Annotated in this window: 13 protein-coding genes; 7 read left to right on the forward strand and 6 right to left on the reverse strand. The window is 73.3% G+C overall.

Annotated elements, in window-relative coordinates:
* From nuoL to AB0I41_RS23900, 4 genes are all read left to right on the forward strand, one after another.
* Entirely contained in the window at positions 1-1959 is a 1959-nt protein-coding gene (gene nuoL / locus AB0I41_RS23885) for an NADH-quinone oxidoreductase subunit L (RefSeq protein ID WP_357111481.1), read from the forward strand.
* A 64-nt stretch (positions 1960-2023) separates the two neighbouring features.
* The gene (locus AB0I41_RS23890) at positions 2024-3556 is read left to right on the forward strand and encodes an NADH-quinone oxidoreductase subunit M (RefSeq protein WP_357111483.1); all 1533 of its coding nucleotides are present in this window, start codon (positions 2024-2026) and stop codon (positions 3554-3556) included.
* Positions 3553-5106, forward strand: coding sequence for an NADH-quinone oxidoreductase subunit NuoN (gene nuoN / locus AB0I41_RS23895; RefSeq protein WP_357111486.1), 1554 nt, complete (start codon positions 3553-3555; stop codon positions 5104-5106). Before AB0I41_RS23890 ends, nuoN begins: the two co-directional genes overlap by 4 nt.
* Before the next feature lie 89 nt (positions 5107-5195).
* Positions 5196-6281: a polyprenyl synthetase family protein gene (locus AB0I41_RS23900; protein WP_357111489.1), complete on the forward strand. Its 1086-nt coding sequence runs from the start codon at positions 5196-5198 to the stop codon at positions 6279-6281.
* Positions 6282-6577: 296 nt separating this feature from the next.
* Here the strand turns inward: AB0I41_RS23900 and AB0I41_RS23905 are convergent, their stop codons facing one another.
* On the reverse strand, positions 6578-7762 hold the full coding sequence (locus AB0I41_RS23905; RefSeq protein WP_357111492.1) for an MFS transporter: 1185 nt from the start codon (positions 7760-7762) through the stop codon (positions 6578-6580).
* Positions 7763-7919: 157 nt separating this feature from the next.
* Here AB0I41_RS23905 and AB0I41_RS23910 point away from each other — a divergent pair, with 157 nt between their 5' ends.
* Positions 7920-8702, forward strand: coding sequence for a helix-turn-helix domain-containing protein (locus tag AB0I41_RS23910; RefSeq protein WP_357111495.1), 783 nt, complete (start codon positions 7920-7922; stop codon positions 8700-8702).
* 85 nt (positions 8703-8787) lie between these two features.
* On the opposite strand, the gene AB0I41_RS23915 is transcribed toward AB0I41_RS23910, so the two are convergent.
* Positions 8788-10914: a PhoX family phosphatase gene (locus tag AB0I41_RS23915; protein ID WP_357111498.1), complete on the reverse strand. Its 2127-nt coding sequence runs from the start codon at positions 10912-10914 to the stop codon at positions 8788-8790.
* A gap of 232 nt (positions 10915-11146) precedes the next feature.
* On the opposite strand from AB0I41_RS23915, the gene AB0I41_RS23920 reads away from it, so the two are divergent.
* Together AB0I41_RS23920 and AB0I41_RS23925 are read left to right on the forward strand one after the other, a co-directional pair.
* On the forward strand, positions 11147-11641 hold the full coding sequence (locus AB0I41_RS23920; protein WP_357111566.1) for a sigma-70 family RNA polymerase sigma factor: 495 nt from the start codon (positions 11147-11149) through the stop codon (positions 11639-11641).
* Positions 11638-12336, forward strand: coding sequence for a zf-HC2 domain-containing protein (locus AB0I41_RS23925; RefSeq protein WP_357111500.1), 699 nt, complete (start codon positions 11638-11640; stop codon positions 12334-12336). Before AB0I41_RS23920 ends, AB0I41_RS23925 begins: the two co-directional genes overlap by 4 nt.
* A gap of 7 nt (positions 12337-12343) precedes the next feature.
* Here AB0I41_RS23925 and rarD read toward each other — a convergent pair whose 3' ends face one another.
* From rarD to eccE, 4 genes are all read right to left on the reverse strand, one after another.
* Positions 12344-13267, reverse strand: a complete 924-nt coding sequence (rarD, locus tag AB0I41_RS23930; protein WP_357111503.1) for an EamA family transporter RarD — start codon at positions 13265-13267, stop codon at positions 12344-12346.
* The gene (locus AB0I41_RS23935) at positions 13264-13749 is read right to left on the reverse strand and encodes a GNAT family N-acetyltransferase (protein ID WP_357111506.1); all 486 of its coding nucleotides are present in this window, start codon (positions 13747-13749) and stop codon (positions 13264-13266) included. Before AB0I41_RS23935 ends, rarD begins: the two co-directional genes overlap by 4 nt.
* A gap of 112 nt (positions 13750-13861) precedes the next feature.
* Positions 13862-14248 (reverse strand): phage holin family protein, encoded by a 387-nt coding sequence (locus tag AB0I41_RS23940; protein ID WP_357111509.1) that lies wholly within the window; start codon positions 14246-14248, stop codon positions 13862-13864.
* Between the two features lie 56 nt (positions 14249-14304).
* Entirely contained in the window at positions 14305-16065 is a 1761-nt protein-coding gene (eccE, locus tag AB0I41_RS23945) for a type VII secretion protein EccE (RefSeq protein WP_357111569.1), read from the reverse strand.
* Positions 16066-16358: the final 293 nt, after the last annotated feature.

Raw genomic sequence — 16358 nt, forward strand, 5'->3', positions numbered from 1 at the left:
GTGGATGAGATTCTGACGTACGCCCAGGCAGAGCCGGCTGGCGCCGTCACCTACGCTTCGGCGAGTGGTCTGCTGGGCAGCGTCTGGCTGCTGGTGGCGATCCCGCTGGTCAGCGCGGCGATCCTGCTGCTGCTCGGCCGCCGGGCCGACCGCTGGGGGCACTGGCTCGGCGTGGCCGCCATCGGCGCCGCGTTCGTGCTCGGGCTCAGCTACTTCTTCCAGCTCCGCGGTCTGGACAACAAGTCCGTCGAGCTGAGCCTGTGGGACTTCATCACGGTGGGCAACCTGAAGGTGGACTTCGGTCTGCTCTTCGACCCGCTGGCCGCGGTCTTCGTCCTGCTGATCACCGGGGTGGGTTTCCTGATCCACCTCTACGCGGTCGAGTACATGGCGCACGACGAGGGCCGGCGGCGGTTCTTCGGCTACTTCAACCTCTTCGTCGCCGCGATGCTGCTGCTGGTGCTCGGCAACAACTACGTGATGCTCTACTTCGGCTGGGAGGGCGTCGGTCTGGCGTCGTACCTGCTGATCTCCTTCTGGTACGGGCGGCCGAGCGCGGCCACCGCCGGCAAGAAGGCGTTCCTGATGAACCGGGTCGGCGACGCCGGCCTGGCGATCGGCATCTTCATCATGTTCGCCACCCTCGGCACCACCCAGTACGACGAGGTCTTCACCGGCGTCGGCGCGTTGACCAGCGGCACCGTGCTGGCGCTGGGCCTGCTGCTGCTGCTCGGCGCGACCGGCAAGTCCGGCCAGTTCCCGCTGCAGGCGTGGCTGCCGGACGCGATGGAGGGCCCGACCCCGGTGTCGGCGCTCATCCACGCCGCCACCATGGTCACCGCGGGCGTCTACCTGATCGCCCGCTCCAACCCGATCTTCACGGCCAACTCGACGCTCCAGCTGGTCGTGGTGAGCGTCGGTGCGCTGACCCTGCTGATCGGCTGCGTCATCGGCGCCGCCAAGGACGACATCAAGCGGGTGCTGGCCTGGTCGACGGTGAGCCAGATCGGCTACATGTTCCTCGGTGTCGGTCTGGGCGGCGCGGCGTACGCACTGGCCATCGTGCACCTGCTGGCGCACGGCTTCTTCAAGGCCAACATGTTCCTCGGCGCCGGCTCGGTCATGCACGGCATGAACGACCAGGTGGACATCCGCCGCTTCGGTGGCCTGTCGAAGCACATGAAGATCACCTGGATCACCTTCATGATGGGCTGGCTCGCCATCATCGGCATGTTCCCGTTCTCCGGCTTCTACTCCAAGGAGCCGATCATCGTGGCCGCGTTCGCGCGGGAGGGCTGGACCGCCTGGCTCTTCGGCGGCGCGGCCCTGGTCGGTGCCGGGCTGACCGCGTTCTACATGACCCGACTGTTCGTGCTCACCTTCCACGGGCCGAAGCGGTGGACCGAGGACATCGAGCACCCGCACGAGTCGCCGAAGCTGATGACCATCCCGCTGATCCTGCTGGCGATCGGCTCGGTCGGCGCGGGCTTCCTGCTGGCCACCTCCGTACCGGACTGGCTGACCGCCACCGCCGGGCTGGGCGGCCAGGAGGCGGAGCACGCCGCGGTCCTGCCGCACTGGCTGCTCACCGCGCTGTCGCTGCTGGTGACGGTGCTCGGCGCCGGGCTCGCCTGGATGCTGTTCCGCAACGGCACGGCCACCGCGCCGCAGCCGGCCGGCGTGCTGGTCACCGCGGCCCGGCGCAACCTCTACACGGACGCCTTCAACGAGGCGGTCTTCGAGAAGCCGGGCATCTTCCTCACCCGGGCGCTGGTCTTCCTCGACAACCGGGGTGTCGACGGGCTGGTCAACGGCTTGGCCGCGGCGGTCGGCGGTGGCTCGGGCCGGCTCCGGCGGCTGCAGACCGGCTTCGTCCGGTCGTACGCGACGTCCATCCTCACCGGCGCGCTGCTCGTGGTGGCGGCGTTCCTGGCCGTGCAGGCGGGGTGGCTGGCGTGATCGACCTCTTCCCGGCCGCCCCCGCCGGCGGACCACGCAGTGACGACGGAGGTAAGGCCGAATAATGTCCAACTTCCCGTTCCTCTCGGTGCTGACCGTGGCACCGCTGGTTGGCGCCCTGGTGGTGGCCTTCCTGCCGCGCCGCCGGCCGGAGCTGGCCAAGCAGGTGGCGTTCGGCTGGTCGCTGCTGGTGCTGGCGCTCTCCGTGGTCATGTGGGTCTCGTTCCAGGCGGACGGCGACCGGCTCCAGTTCCGTGAGTCGTACGCGTGGATCCCGACCTGGGGCGTCAACTTCACCTTCGCCGCCGACGGCATCGCGCTGGTCATGCTGATGCTGATCGCGGTGCTGGTGCCGCTGGTGATCCTGGCGTCCTGGCACGACGCGGAGTCCTCGAAGCGCTCGGTGCCGGTCTACTTCGCCCTGCTGCTCGTCCTCGAGTGCACGATGATCGGCGTCTTCGCCGCCGCCGACGTGTTCCTGTTCTACGTGTTCTTCGAGGTCATGCTGGTGCCGATGTACTTCTTGATCGGCAGCTACGGCGGCCACCAGCGGCAGTACGCGGCGGTGAAGTTCTTCCTCTACTCGCTCGTCGGCGGTCTGTTCATGCTCGCCGCGGTGATCGGCCTCTGGGTGGTCGGCGGGAAGACCTTCGACTGGCAGGCGCTGACCCAGGTGGACATCTCCACCGGCACCGAGCGCTGGCTCTTCCTCGGCTTCTTCCTCGCCTTCGCGATCAAGGCGCCGTTCTTCCCGTTCCACACCTGGCTGCCGGACGCCGGTGGCGCCGCCCCGGCCGGAGCCGCCGCCCTGCTGGTCGGCGTGCTCGACAAGGTCGGCACCTTCGGCATCCTGCGCTACTGCCTGCCGCTCTTCCCCGAGGCGTCGAAGTGGTTCGCCCCGTGGGCGCTGGCGCTGGGCCTGATCGGCATCATCTACGCGGCCCTGCTCGCGGTCGGCCAGTCCGACCTGAAGCGGCTGGTGTCGTACACGTCGATCGCGCACTTCGGCTTCATCGGCGTCGGCATCTTCGCCTTCACCACCCAGGCCGGCACCGGCGCGGTGCTCTACATGCTCAACCACGGGCTCGCCACCGGCCTGCTGTTCCTGGTGGTGGGCATGCTGATCGCCCGCCGTGGCTCGTCCCTGATCAAGGACTTCGGCGGGGCGGGCAAGCTGGTGCCGCTGCTGGCCGGGGTGCTTTTCTTCGCCGGTCTGGCCTCGCTGGCGCTGCCCGGCACCGCGCCGTTCGTCTCCGAGTTCCTGGTGCTGATCGGCACCTTCACGGTGAACAAGCCGGTCGCGGTGATCGCCACGCTCGGCATCATCCTGGCCGCCGCGTACGTGCTCTGGATGGTGCAGCGCACCACGCAGGGCACGCTCAACCCGGAGCTGACCGAGGTCGAGGCCATGCGCCGTGACCTCAGCCTGCGCGAGAAGGTCGTGGTCGCACCGCTGATCGCCCTGATCGTGCTGCTCGGCTTCTATCCCAAGCCGGTCACCGACGTCATCAACCCCGCCGTCCAGGCGACGATGAACGACGTCGGCCGGACCGATCCCGCCCCGACGGTCGGCAGCGTCCAGGAGGCCGCGAAATGACCGAGCTGAAGTTGCCGTCGATCGACTACGCGGCGCTCGCTCCGATCCTGATCATGCTCGGCGTCGCCCTGCTCGGGGTGCTGGTGGAGGCCTTCGTGCCGCGCCGCCGCCGGCACGTCGTGCAGCTGTCGCTCGCTCTGCTGGCGGTGCTCGCCGCGCTGGTGATGGTGGTCCTCAACGCCGACGACCGGCTGCTCACCGCCGGCGGGGCGATCGCGGTGGACGGCCCCACGCTCTTCCTCCAGGGCGCCATTCTGGTGCTCGCCGCGATGGCGCTGCTGCTGATCGGCGACCGTACGGTGGAGCGCGGCGGGGCGTTCGTCGCCCAGGCCGCGGTCACCGCCGAGTCGGCCGACGACCGGCGGCAGGCCGAGGGGAGCAACGGCGCCACCGAGGTCTACCCGCTGACCACCTTCGCGATCGGCGGCATGCTGATCTTCGTGGCGGCGAACGACCTGCTGACCATGTTCATCGCGCTGGAGGTCTTCTCGCTGCCGCTCTACCTGCTCTGCGCGCTGGCCCGTCGCCGGCGGCTGCTCAGCCAGGAGGCGGCGATGAAGTACTTCCTGCTCGGGGCGTACGCGTCGGCGTTCTTCCTGTTCGGCGTGGCCCTGATCTACGGCTTCACCGCCGGAATGCCGGGCCGGTCGGCCGGCGTCGACTTCGCCACCGTGCACGCCGCGGTGCAGCAGTCGCCCGCCAGCGAGGTGCTGCTCTTCGCCGGCATGGCGCTGCTCGCCATCGGCCTGCTCTTCAAGGCCGCCGCGGCGCCGTTCCACGTCTGGACCCCGGACGTCTACCAGGGCGCCCCGACGCCGGTCACCGGCTTCATGGCGGCCTGCACCAAGGTGGCCGCGTTCGGCGCCCTGCTGCGGGTGTTCCACGTGGCGTTCCCCGACGCGGCCTGGGACTTCACCCCGGTCCTCGGCGTGGTCGCGGTGCTCACCATGCTGGTCGGCGCGGTGCTGGCGGTCACCCAGACCGACATCAAGCGGCTGCTGGCGTACTCCTCGATCGCCAACGCCGGCTACCTGCTGGTCGGCGTGCTCGCGCCGAGCGGCGCGGGCGTCTCCGGCACCATGTTCTACCTGGCCGCGTACGGCTTCTCGGTGCTCGCCGCGTTCGCCGTGGTGACCCTGGTCCGGGACGCGGACGGGGAGGCCACCCACCTGTCCCGCTGGGCCGGGCTGGGCCGCCGGTCGCCGTTCTACGCCGGGATCTTCACCTTCATCCTGCTGGCCTTCGCCGGTATCCCGCTGACCAGCGGCTTCACCAGCAAGTTCGCGGTCTTCGGCCCGGCGCTGGAGAGCGGCCACGCCTGGCTGGTGGTGGCCGGCGTGCTGACCAGCATGGTGCTGGCCTTCCCGTACCTGCGGGTCGTGGTGATGATGTGGCTCTCCGAGCCGGGCGAGAGCACCCCGACCGTCACCGTGCCGGGCGGGTTGACCGCGACCGCGCTGATGATCGGCGTGGTGGCCACCCTGGTTCTGGGCGTGGCGCCGGCTCCGCTGCTCGACCTGGCCACGGACGCCGCAGCGTTCGTACGTTGAGGCGATTCCCTGAGGACGCGGGGCCGGTGCGCTTTGCGCGCCGGCCCGCGTCTGTATCCCCGCCCCGGAGCAGGTCGAACGGGTGTGGCATGGTTGATGGCGTGGTGATTCCGGCTGGCGAGCGTTCACGCGCCGTCGGCTCCGGCGGTCGTCGGAGCCGGGCGGGCACGAGTCAGGTCGGCGCGCTCGGCGTGCACCTCGCCGACCCGCGCGTCGAGGCCTCCGTGCTGGGCCTGCTCGACGTCGTCGAGACCGATCTGCGGGCCAGTGTGGCCAGCGCCGACCCGTTCGTGACCGAGGCCGCCCGGCACCTCGTGGAGGCCGGCGGCAAGCGGTTCCGGCCGCTGCTGGTGGCGCTGGGCGCCCAGTTCGGCGACCCGGCGAACCCGCAGGTCGTCCCCGCCGCCGTGGTGATGGAGCTCACCCACCTGGCGACGCTCTACCACGACGACGTGATGGACGAGGCGGCCGTGCGGCGGGGCGCCCCGAGCGCCAACTCCCGCTGGACCAACTCGGTGGCCATCCTGGTCGGTGACTACCTCTTCGCCCGGGCCGCGGACCTCGCCGCCGACCTGGGCACCGAGGCCGTCCGTCTCCAGGCGCGCACCTTCGCCCGGCTGGTGCACGGGCAGATCGCCGAGACCGTCGGCCCCCGGGCCGGCGAGGACCCGATCGCCCACTACCTGCACGTGATCGCCGAGAAGACCGGCTCGCTGATCGCCACCTCGGCCCGCTTCGGCGGCATGTTCGGCGGCGCGTCCCAGGAGCACACCGAGGCCCTCGCGGGCTACGGCGAGACCATCGGGGTGGCCTTCCAGCTCTCCGACGACCTGCTCGACATCGCCAGCGAGTCGGTGCAGTCGGGCAAGACGCCCGGCACCGACCTGCGCGAGGGCGTGCCGACGCTGCCGGTGCTCTACGCCCGGGCGGCCGACGACTCCGACGCCGCCTCGGTGCGGCTGCGGGAGATCCTGGCCACCGGCCCGCTGGTCGACGACGCGCTGCACGCCGAGGCGCTCGGCCTGCTCCGCGAGTCCCCGGCGCTCAAGCGCGCGCGGGAGACCGTCCGCAGCTACGCCGAGGACGCCCGGTCGCAGCTCGCCCCGCTGCCGCAGGGTCCCGCCCGGGGCGCCCTCGAATCGCTCTGCGACTACATCGCCGACCGCACCAGCTGACCGGGGCACCGCTCCCCGAGCGTCCTCCAGCACGTGCCGTTCGGCGATCAGGCGGACGGGGATGCGCCGCCGGCCCACCTGGAGGGTGTCGCCGAAGATCCGCTGACAGAGGTAGATGCCGGCGGTGTGGTGGTACATCGAGCGGTGCCGGACGTCCCCGATGAGCTGCTTCGAGGAGTCGATGAACTGCTCGATCGGCAGGTAGTCCTCCGGGGTGCCGCCCCACTTCCGCGCCGCGGACTGGGCGTGGTGCCACGAATTCATGATCGGCAAGGTAGTCGGCGGCACCGACAGGTTCAGCCCTGGTGGGTGAGCATGCGGCTGCCGAGCAGCATGAAGGCGGCGGCGGCCAGCATCGCGACGGCGGCGGCCAGCCACATCGCCGGGTAGCCGAAGGCGCCGGCGGTGGCGCCGAGGGCGAGCGGGCCGAGGCAGCCGCCCGCGTACACCCCGGTCTGGGTGATCGAGGTGGCGGCGGCCGGGGCCTGCGGGTGCAGCCTGACCACGGCGAAGTTCATCAGCCCCGGCCAGGCCCAGCCCAGGCCGAAGCCGAGCACCACGCCGACCACCAGCGGCACCGCGCCGGTCAGGGCGAGCAGCCCCAGCCCGGCCGCGCCCACCACCAGCATCCCGGCGATCACGGCCACGTGCCCCTCGGCCCGCCGGTCGGCGAGCCAGCCCGCCCCGACCCGGGCGGTGACGCAGACCGCGCTGCCCAGGGTGAGGGTCAGCCCGGCCAGCCCCGGCGCGAGGCCGCGCGCCACCGACGAGTCCACCACGAAGGTGCCCAGCGCGTTGGCCGCCGCCGCGGCCAGGGTCGCGGCCACGCCGACCACCACCAGGGCCGTGGTCGCCCGCCCGCCGCGCGCCCCGGCGGCCTTCCCGGCCGGTCGGGCCTCCCCCGCGGGTACGGCGGGCAGAGCGGCCAGCGCGACCCCGGCGGCCGCCACGAACGCCCAGCGCCAGCCGGCGGTGAGCGCGATCGTGGGCACCGCCGCGCCGGCCAACAGGGTGGAGACCGGGATGGCCGCCTGCTTCACCCCGAACGACAGGCCCTGCCGCCGGGCCGGGACGTGCCGGGCCAGCGCCGCGTTGCTGGCGAGCTGCCCGAGCGCGTTCGCCGCGGCGCTCAACCCGAGCAGGGCCACCAGCACCGGGTACGACCGGGCGAACACCGCGATGGCGAGCAGGCAGCCGGCGGCCAGCAGGATGCCGGCGCGGGCCACCACCGTCGGGCCGTACCGCTCGACCAGCCGGCCCGACGGCACCGAGGCCAGCGCGCTGATGCCGAAGTACACCGAGACGGCCAGACCCAGCCCGGCCGGGGAGAAGTCGAGGTCGTCACCCATCTGCACGGCCAGGCCGCCGAGGAGGAAGACCGGCAGGACCGAGGCGATGGTGGTGGCGATGGCGCCGGCGCCGGCCCGCAGCGGGGGTACGGACGGCCGGCTCGGTGAGGGGGTGAGCGCGGTGTCGGTCATGGTCTGGCCAAACCTACGTGAGTCCAGTTCCCGACGACCCGGCGTGTCGGAGCGATACACGCCACGTGCGGCCTGATCTGGCATCCTCGATCCGAACGGGCGTTCCGTCCCTGGGCGGTTTTTCATATGGTGTAAGTCCCCGGCTGCGGAGGTGGTTGTGCGCGACCCCCTGGCGGAGCCTTCGGATCTCATCCGGAGCGTCTCCCGCGCGCTACGTGTGCTCGAGTCGGTCGGTCGCGCCCCCAAGGGGCTGACCGTCAAGCAGATCGCCCGGCGCTGCGAGCTGACCGTGGCCACCACCTACCACCTGGTCCGCACCCTCGCGTACGAGGGCTACGTGATCCGGCGCGAGGACGGCACGTACATCGTGGGGCTGGAGGTCGCCGACCGGTACCGGGAGCTGGTGACCGCGTTCCGGGGGCCGCCGGCGGTCGGGGAGACGCTGCGTCGGGCCGCCGCCGACACCGGCTGGAGCCACTACCTGGGCCGATTCGTCGGTGGCCAGGTGGCGCTCACGGCGGTCGCCGAGGGGCCCCGCTCGCCGTACCTGGAGGACCTGGTTCCCGGCTTCGACGAGGGGGCGCACGCCACCGCGCTCGGCAAGAGCCTGCTCGCCACCCTCACCGCCGAGCAGCGCTTCCGCTACCTGCGCGAGTACGGCATGCGGCCGTTCACCACGGCCACCCTGACCACCGTCGAGGCGTTCGAGGCGGACCTGGCCGCCGGGGACCGGCGCGGCATGCAGCTGCAGCTGGGGCAGTTCCGGCAGGGGGTGGCCTGCGCCTCGGTGCTGGTCACCCCGGACAAGGACATGGAACGCCGGGTCGTGCTGGCCTGCGCGCTGCCGGCCGGCGAGATGATGACCTCCGCCCGGGTGGTCCGGGCCAAGCTGCTCGCCGTCGCGCGCGCCGTCGCCGACGGCATCGCCGCCGACGTCTGACCCCTCCGGCCCCGACGACGGCGGGCCCCTCCCGTACAGGAGGGGCCCGCCGTGGGCGGCCCAGCGCCGGACCGGCCGGGTGCGGTCAGCTGCCGATCGGGCCGCCGTCCAGCCGCCAGGTGACCACCACGCCCGGCTTGGCGTAGTCGCCGTCCGGCCAGGTGGACGCCGGCTTCTCCACCGAGGCGCCGGTGATCTCACCGGGGTGCTGCACGGCCACGAAGACCGAGCGGTTGTCGTCGGTGATGAACGGGCCGCAGGTCTCGGCGCCGAGCGGCACGGTGAGGAACTGCTTCAGGTGCCCCCGCTCCGGACCCTCGACGGCGGTGGCGAAGAGGCCGTCGTTGCTGCCCAGCGCGTTGCCGTCGGTGGAGATCCAGAGGTTGCCGGCGGTGTCGAAGGCGACGTTGTCCGGGCAGGAGATCGGCGAGACCTTGGTCTTGTCGTACCCGGCGAAGTAGGTCGACGGGTCGGTCGGGTCGCCGGCGACGATCGGCAGCGACCAGGCGAAGGTCTCCGCCGTGTTGTCGCCCCGGTCCTCGACCAGCTCCAGGATCTGGCCGTGCTTGTTGAGGTTGCGCGGGTTGGCCTCGTCGGCCGGCGCCTTGCCCGGCTTGCCCCGGTCGGTGTTGTTGGTCAGCGCCACGTACACCTTGCCGGTGAGCAGGCTCGGCTCGACGTCCTCCGGCCGGTCCATCTTGGTCGCGCCGACCTTGTCGCCGGCGAGCCGGGTGAAGGTGAGCACGTCCGCGGCGGTCATCCCGTCGACGTACGAGCGGTTGCCGCTGACCAGCTTGATCCACTGGCCCCGGCCGTTGAACGCGCCGTCGGCGGGGAGCTTGCCCGAGCCGTCGATCTCGGCGGCGCTGGTCTGCTCGAACTGCGCCACGTAGAGCGTGCCGGACTCCAGCAGGGTCAGGTTGTGCTTGCGGGCCACCCACGAGTCGCCCGGCAGGTACTTCTTGTCCGAGACGAACTTGTAGAGGTAGTCGAAGCGCTCGTCGTCGCCCATGTACGCGACCACGTGCCCGCTCTTGGCCACGATGACGTTGGCGCCCTCGTGCTTGAACCGGCCCAGCGCGGTGTGCTTGCGCGGGCGGCTCTCCGGGTCGAACGGGTCGATCTCCACGATCCAGCCGAACCGGTTCGCCTCGTTGGGGTGCTTCGCCAGGTCGAAGCGCTCGTCGGCCCGCTCCCACTTGCGGCTGCCGCTGGGGTAGCGGGCGGTGGTGGTGATGCCGTAGCGGGCCAGCTTCGCCTTCTCCGCCTCGGAGACGCCGTCACCGCCGACGAAGTACTGGTTGAAGTTCTCCTCGCCGGAGAGCACGGTGCCCCACGGGGTGACCCCGCCGGCGCAGTTGTTCAGCGTGCCGACCACCGTACGACCCTTCGGGTCCGCGGCGGTCTGCAGCCAGGCCGAGCCGGCGGCCGGGCCGGTCAGGTCGAACTTCGTGCCCAGCGCGGTGACCCGCCGGTTGTACGGCCGGCGGCCGTCCGCGACCGGACGCCACTGCCCGGTGCCGTCGACCCGCTCCAGCTCCACCACGGACATGCCGTGCGCGGCCATCGCGGTGCGCAGCTGCTCCACGGTCAGCGCGTCGAGACCGGTGAAGCCGGGGAACATCAGGTCCTCGTTGGTGTACTCGTGGTTGACCACGAGCAGCGCCCGGCTGCCCCGCCGGTCCAGCGGCAGCACCCCGACGAAGTCGTTGTTGTAGCCGAACTGCTTCGCCTGCGCGGCGGCGGTCTGCCCGTGCAGGTCGAACTCCGGGGCGCCGGGGACCACCGGGTCGCCCCAGCGGATGACCACGGAGTGGTCGTACCCGTTGGGGACGACCAGGGTGTCGAGCCGGTTCGGCGGGATCGGCTTGAAGGTCAGCGCGCCGGAGCCGGTGGACGGCTGCGGGCGGCCGAAGTCGGTCACCTCGGGCACGACCGGCGTACCGGGGGCGGCGGCGGCCGGGGCGGCCCCGGCGAGGGCGCCGGCGGCAGCGCCGCCGAAGCCGAGCACCAGCGCGCCGACGGCCCCGGCCCGCACCACGCCGCGCCGGGTAACCTCGGCCTCGACCAGGTTACCGAAGTACGCGTTGTCGGAGGAGTTGGGCACCGGGTGGTCGCAGGCGTTGCCGCACCGGTAGAGACAGGTCATGGCATCGCGGCTGCCGTGGCGGGTGGCGCCCAGCAACGGGAGCAGCCGGGGACGGTCGCTCATGGAGGAGCCTCCTGGAAGCAGGTCGGTGGCACGCCGGATCACCCGACCGACGTGCGTACGGGCCGGAGGCTGCCAGGGCACGGTGAGCGGTCGCCGGACTCGACGTGAACCGCATGTGAACACCGTTCGCAGCTGAACCGATCGACGTGACCGCGCGTATCCACGGGCGAACGCATTCGCCGCATTCGCCGCGGAGAGCGAGGGGATCACCATCAGCGACCACGACGCCCAACTGCTGCGCGCGCTGCACGACGAGCACGCGGAGGCGCTGTTCGCGCACGCGCTCCGGCTGGTCAACGGCGACCGGACGCGGGCCGAGGACCTGGTGCAGGAGACCCTGCTGCGGGCCTGGCGCCACCCCGAGTCGCTCGACCCGCGGCGCGGCTCCGTCCGCGCCTGGCTCTTCACCACGGCGCGGAACCTGGCGATCGACGCCTGGCGGCGCCGGTCCACCCGGGTCGGCGAGGTGTTCACCGACGACCTGCCCGAGCCGCCGGAGGCGGTCGACGAAGCGGAGCGCGCGGTGGAGGCGTGGACCGTCGCCGAGGCCCTGAACCGGCTCAGCCCCAGCCACCGGGAGGTGCTGGTCGAGTGCTTCTACCAGGGCCGCTCGGTGGCCGAGGCCGCCGCCCGGCTGGGCGTGCCGCCGGGCACGGTCAAGTCCCGCACGCACTACGCGCTGCGCTCACTACGGTTGGTCCTGGCCGAGATGGGGGTGACCGGATGACCCGCTGCGAGTTCGCGCACGACGACGGCGCGTACGTGCTGGGCGCCCTCGCTCCCGCCGACCGCGCCGCGTACGAGCGGCACCTGGCCGGCTGCGCGGCCTGCCGGGAGGCGGTCGCCGAGATCGCCGTGCTGCCCGGGCTGCTGGGTCGGCTCGACCCGGCCGCGCTGGACGAGTTCCTGCCCCCGCCGCCCGAGCCGAACCGGGTGCCCGCGCTGGTCGCCGCCGCGCGGGAGCACCGGCGCCGCGAGCGGTCCGGCGCGCGCCGACGGTACGCGCTGACCGCCCTCGCCGCCGCCGCGCTCGCCCTGGTCGTGGGTGCCGGCGGTGCGGCCGTGCTGCGCCCCGCCACGCCGCCCGAGCCGACCGTCCAGGCGGTGCGGATGGTCGCCATGCAGCCGGTGGCGGCGAAGGTGCCGGTGCACGCCGAGATCGGGCTGACCGGCACCGGCTGGGGCACCGAGGTCACCATGCGCTGCGGGTACGACGAGACCGCCGGCTACCGCAAGGCGTACCCGTTCCGGCTGGTGGCACACGGCCCGGACGGCGCGACGGAGCAGATCGGCTCCTGGCTGGCCGCGCCCGGTGACGACGTGCGCCTCACCGGCGCGACCCGCTTCACCGACGCGGAGCTGGTCCGGCTGGAGCTGGTCCGCGCCGACGGCACCGCCGTCCTCGGCTACGACGTGCGCTGATCCCCGGTCACCGCGTGGCGGCGGTGACCGGGACCGGGGTGCGGGCGGCGGCCCGGGTCCGGCGGGAGTGCCGCACCGCGTCCACGGTGAAGACGATCAGCGCGACCCAGACCAGGGTGAAGCCGGCCAGCCGGGCCGGTGGCATCGGCTCGTGGAAGATCAGCACCCCGCAGCCGAGCTGGAGGATCGGGGCGAGGTACTGCAACATGCCCAGGCCGGAGAGCGGGAGCCGGTTGGCCGCGCCGGCGAAGAGCAGCAGCGGGACCGCGGTGGCCGCGCCGGCCAGCACCAGCAGCAGGGTGTGCCCGACCGAGACGTGCCCGAAGGCCGACTCTCCGCGCTGCGTCAGCCACCCCAGGTACGCCACGGCGGGCAGCGCCAGCACCGCCGACTCGACGAAGAGCCCTTCCGCGGCGGGCAGCCCGAGCCGCTTCTTGACCAGGCCGTAGCCGGCGAAGCTGAACGCCAGCGTCAGCGCCAGGTACGGCGGCCGGCCGTAGTCGACGGTGAGCACGGCGACGGCCGCCGCGCCGACGCCGAGCGCCGCCCACTGCGCCGGGCGCAGCCGCTCGCGCAGCAGGAAGACGCCGAACAGCACCACGACGAGCGGGTTGATGAAGTATCCGAGCGCGGTCTCCACCACCCGGTCGGAGTTGACCCCGTAGATGTAGGTGCCCCAGTTGACCGCGATCAGCGCCGCCGCGACGGCGATCCCGGCCAGCGTCCGTGGCCGGCGGGCCAGCGCGCGCAGGAAGCCGATGTTGCGCATCGCGGCCAGCACCAGCGCGACGAAGACCACCGACCAGACGATCCGGTGGGCCAGGATCTCCATCGGCCCGGCCGGGCGCAGCAGCTTCAGATAGATCGGGAGGAAGCCCCAGAGCAGGTACGCGCCGAAGCCGTACAGGTAGCCGAGCCGGACTGCGTTCACCCCTCCACAGTAAGGGGTGCGGCGGGGGCTTGTTCCTTTCCGGTGACCGGGTTCGCCGGACGGTGGTCCAGCTCCATCCAGCGGCCCGGCTCGACCGGGGTGAAGCCCACCTTCGCGTACACCCCGTGGGCGTCGTGGGTGGCCAGCAGGATCCGCCGCACACCCAGCCCGGCCAGGTGGTCGCGGACGGCGGTGGCCAGCCAGGTGCCCAGCCCGCGACCGCGCTCCTCCGGCGTCACGTAGACGTCGCAGAGCCAGGCGAAGGTGGCCCCGTCCGTGACGACCCGGCCGACCGCCACCTGTCCGCCGTCGCGGTAGACGCCGTAGGGGACCGAGCCGGCGAAGGCGCGCGCCACCGTCTCCCGGCTTCGCCCGAGCGCCCAGTACGCGTCGGTGGAGAGCCAGCGGTGCACCCGGTCCAGGTCGATCCGGTCCGGGTCGGTGCTGAGCAGGTAGCCGTCGTCGCGGGTCAGGGTGAACACGCCGGCCACGCTAGCCGGGACGAGCCCGGCCCGCGCGGGCCAATTCCCGCTCGCTGGCCGCCGTCGCGCCCGGGCGGCGCGCCGACGCGTCGCGCCCGGGCGTCGCCGAAGGTCAGTCGCGGTCGAGGATGGCGCCGAGGATCCAGGTCACGATGCCGACGAAGAGCGCGCCGAGCACCGCCTCGGGCCAGAAGCCGTCGACGTGGAAGGGCAGCCCGGCCTGGTCGGCGATCCAGCTCGTCAGCAGGAAGAGCAGGCCGTTGACCACCAGCGCGATCAGCCCGAGGGTCAGCAGGTAGAAGCCGCAGCCGACGGTCTTGATGATCGGCTGCAGCACCGCGTTGACCACGCCGAAGATCGCCGCCACCAGCAGCAGCGTGGTGACCGCCTCGACGGCCGAGTCGGTGTTCAGGGTGATGCCCGGGATGAGCAGCGTGGCCAGCCAGAAGGCGACCGCCGTGGAGCCCAGCCGGATGAGAAGGCCCTTCATGAAACTCATGGCGGGGATCGTGCCACGCGGGATCAACCCGGGGAACCCTCCGCGCGCCCCCGGCTTCAGCGGCGGGCCGGCCAGCCGATCAGCTGGGACTCGATCGGGGTCGGGGAGAGCAGCGCCCAGCGCAGCGCCCGGCGGTTGACCACCGCCACCATGTCGTCCCGGATCCGGGTCAGCCACTCCGCCGATCCGCCGAGCCCGAGAGCCGCCCCGGCCAGCATGGCCTCCCGCTGGTCCAGCGGCTGCAGCACCGCCAGGTCCGCCCGGCCCAGGGTGTCCGCGTCGGCCGGGGTCAGTTCGTCCCGGACCACCAGGGCGGCCTGCCAGGCCGGTCCGGGCCCGGGGGCGTCGGCCACCGCGCCCGCGTCGACCACCACCAGCAGGGGACACCTCGGCGAACCCGGTGCCGCCCCCACCGGTCGGCCCGGCGGGACCACCGCGATGCCACCACCGGTGCTGCCGACGCCCCGCACGAAGGGCTCCCAGACCCGGGGCCGGCCGGTGCGCACCACCACCCGGGCGCCCAGCGCCATCGCCCGCAGCACCAGCAACTGCGCCGCGCGGACCCCGCCGACGAGCACCAGCCGGGTGCCCTCGGCGCGGAACAGCCGCACCGTCACCGCGCCGCCGTGCCGGTTGGCGCCCACCATCAGCCCGGCGTCGCCGAGGGACAGCTCCAGCGGCTCGGGATCCGGGCCGGACGGGACCGGAGCGCCGGCCACCGCCAGCGGCAGCGTGGCGGCCAGGCCGTCGAGATGCTCGCCGTCGAGCCGGCGTACCTCACCGCCGGCGTCGGCGACGAGCCGGTGCAGCGCCTGGCCGGCCAGGGCGAGCTCGTCGGGCGTCCGGGCGGTCAGGCGTACCGTCAGCTCGGCCGGCACCGGCGCGGCGTCGGCGCCGACGCGCGGGCCGGCGCAGAGCGACACGCTGGTCGCCGTGGCCGGCAACGCCAGCAGCCGGCGCACCAGCCGCCGGCCCAGCTCGGTGCGCGGGTCCGGCCAGCGGGCCAGCCGGAAGCCGGCCTGGAGCAGGTCGCCCGAGCGCACCGCCGGCCACGTCTCCCGGGTCGGCCGGCCGCCCTCGTGGTGGGCCAGTTCGCCGAGTACGCGCAGCGCCGCGTGCTCGCCGAGCGGCCGGGCGCCGACCGGCCCGAGCCGACGGACGATCCGGCGTACGGTGCCGGAGAGAGCCCGGCGCAGCTCCTCGTCCGACCAGCCGTCCACCCGCAGCGCCCGGACGGCGAGCAGGGCCCGCTCCTGGCCGGGCAGCCGCCCCTCGGTCAGCTGCCGGTACGACGTCCCCACCGTCCCGCCCGCCGCGCCGGGCGCGGGCGCCGGGGCGGCGTGCAACAGGAGCTGGACCCGCACCGGCGGGTGCTCGGTCGCGGCGGGCGGCAGCAGCGCGGCGGGCCCGGGCAGCGCGCGGGGGCCGTCGCCGAGCAGGTCGCCGGGGTCGCCCAGCTCGATCAGAGCGGCCAGCCCGGTGGCGTCGTCGACCACGGCGGCGGGGCCGCCGGCCAGCTCCACCGACCGCACCGCGGCGCCGGGAAGCACCAGGTCCAGCAGCGCGGCCGGGCCGGCGGCCGGGGCGAGCAGCCGCCGGCGGGTGGCGTACCCCAGACCGGTCCCCAGCCACTCGAACAGCCACCGCCCCCGCCGGCGCACCCAGGTCGCGGTGAGCAGCAGCCCGGCGGCGAGCAGGGCGAGCGCGGTCGCCGCCGGGCCCCGGCCGAGGACCGCGACCGGCAGGGCCACCGCGACCTGCGCGGCGACGACCTGACCGGCGCGGACGGCCGTCGACGGTCGGGGGGCGACCGTGATCCACTGTGGCGGGAGGGGCTGGCGGTGGGCCGCCGCCCGGGCCGGCCGTCCCGTCGTGCTCGCCGTCACCGCGTCTCCTCCGCTCGACGTGTCGCACCGCCACGGGCCGCCACACTTCGGCACCGTACCGCGATGGCGACGTGACCCATGGTAAGGGGCCGCTCCGGCGACGGTTGTCCACAGGGGAGGGCGAGGGGGTAGCACAACCGCGATCGGGCCGCTACCGTCAGCGACGAGTTCGGCTGACCGTCGCCGCCGTGGGCCCCGTCCCGAGGCGTTCATGGATCGTCCGA

This window comes from Micromonospora sp. NPDC050200 (assembly GCF_040656135.1).
Classification (GTDB): domain Bacteria; phylum Actinomycetota; class Actinomycetes; order Mycobacteriales; family Micromonosporaceae; genus Micromonospora.

Coding starts and splice junctions, on each gene's coding strand:
- AB0I41_RS23890 (WP_357111483.1), top strand. CDS start 2,024: ATGTCCAACTTCCCGTTCCTCTCGGTGCTGACCGTGGCACCGCTGGTT.
- nuoN (WP_357111486.1), top strand. CDS start 3,553: ATGACCGAGCTGAAGTTGCCGTCGATCGACTACGCGGCGCTCGCTCCG.
- AB0I41_RS23900 (WP_357111489.1), top strand. CDS start 5,196: ATGGTTGATGGCGTGGTGATTCCGGCTGGCGAGCGTTCACGCGCCGTC.
- AB0I41_RS23905 (WP_357111492.1), bottom strand. CDS start 7,762: ATGACCGACACCGCGCTCACCCCCTCACCGAGCCGGCCGTCCGTACCC.
- AB0I41_RS23915 (WP_357111498.1), bottom strand. CDS start 10,914: ATGAGCGACCGTCCCCGGCTGCTCCCGTTGCTGGGCGCCACCCGCCAC.
- AB0I41_RS23925 (WP_357111500.1), top strand. CDS start 11,638: ATGACCCGCTGCGAGTTCGCGCACGACGACGGCGCGTACGTGCTGGGC.
- AB0I41_RS23940 (WP_357111509.1), bottom strand. CDS start 14,248: ATGAGTTTCATGAAGGGCCTTCTCATCCGGCTGGGCTCCACGGCGGTC.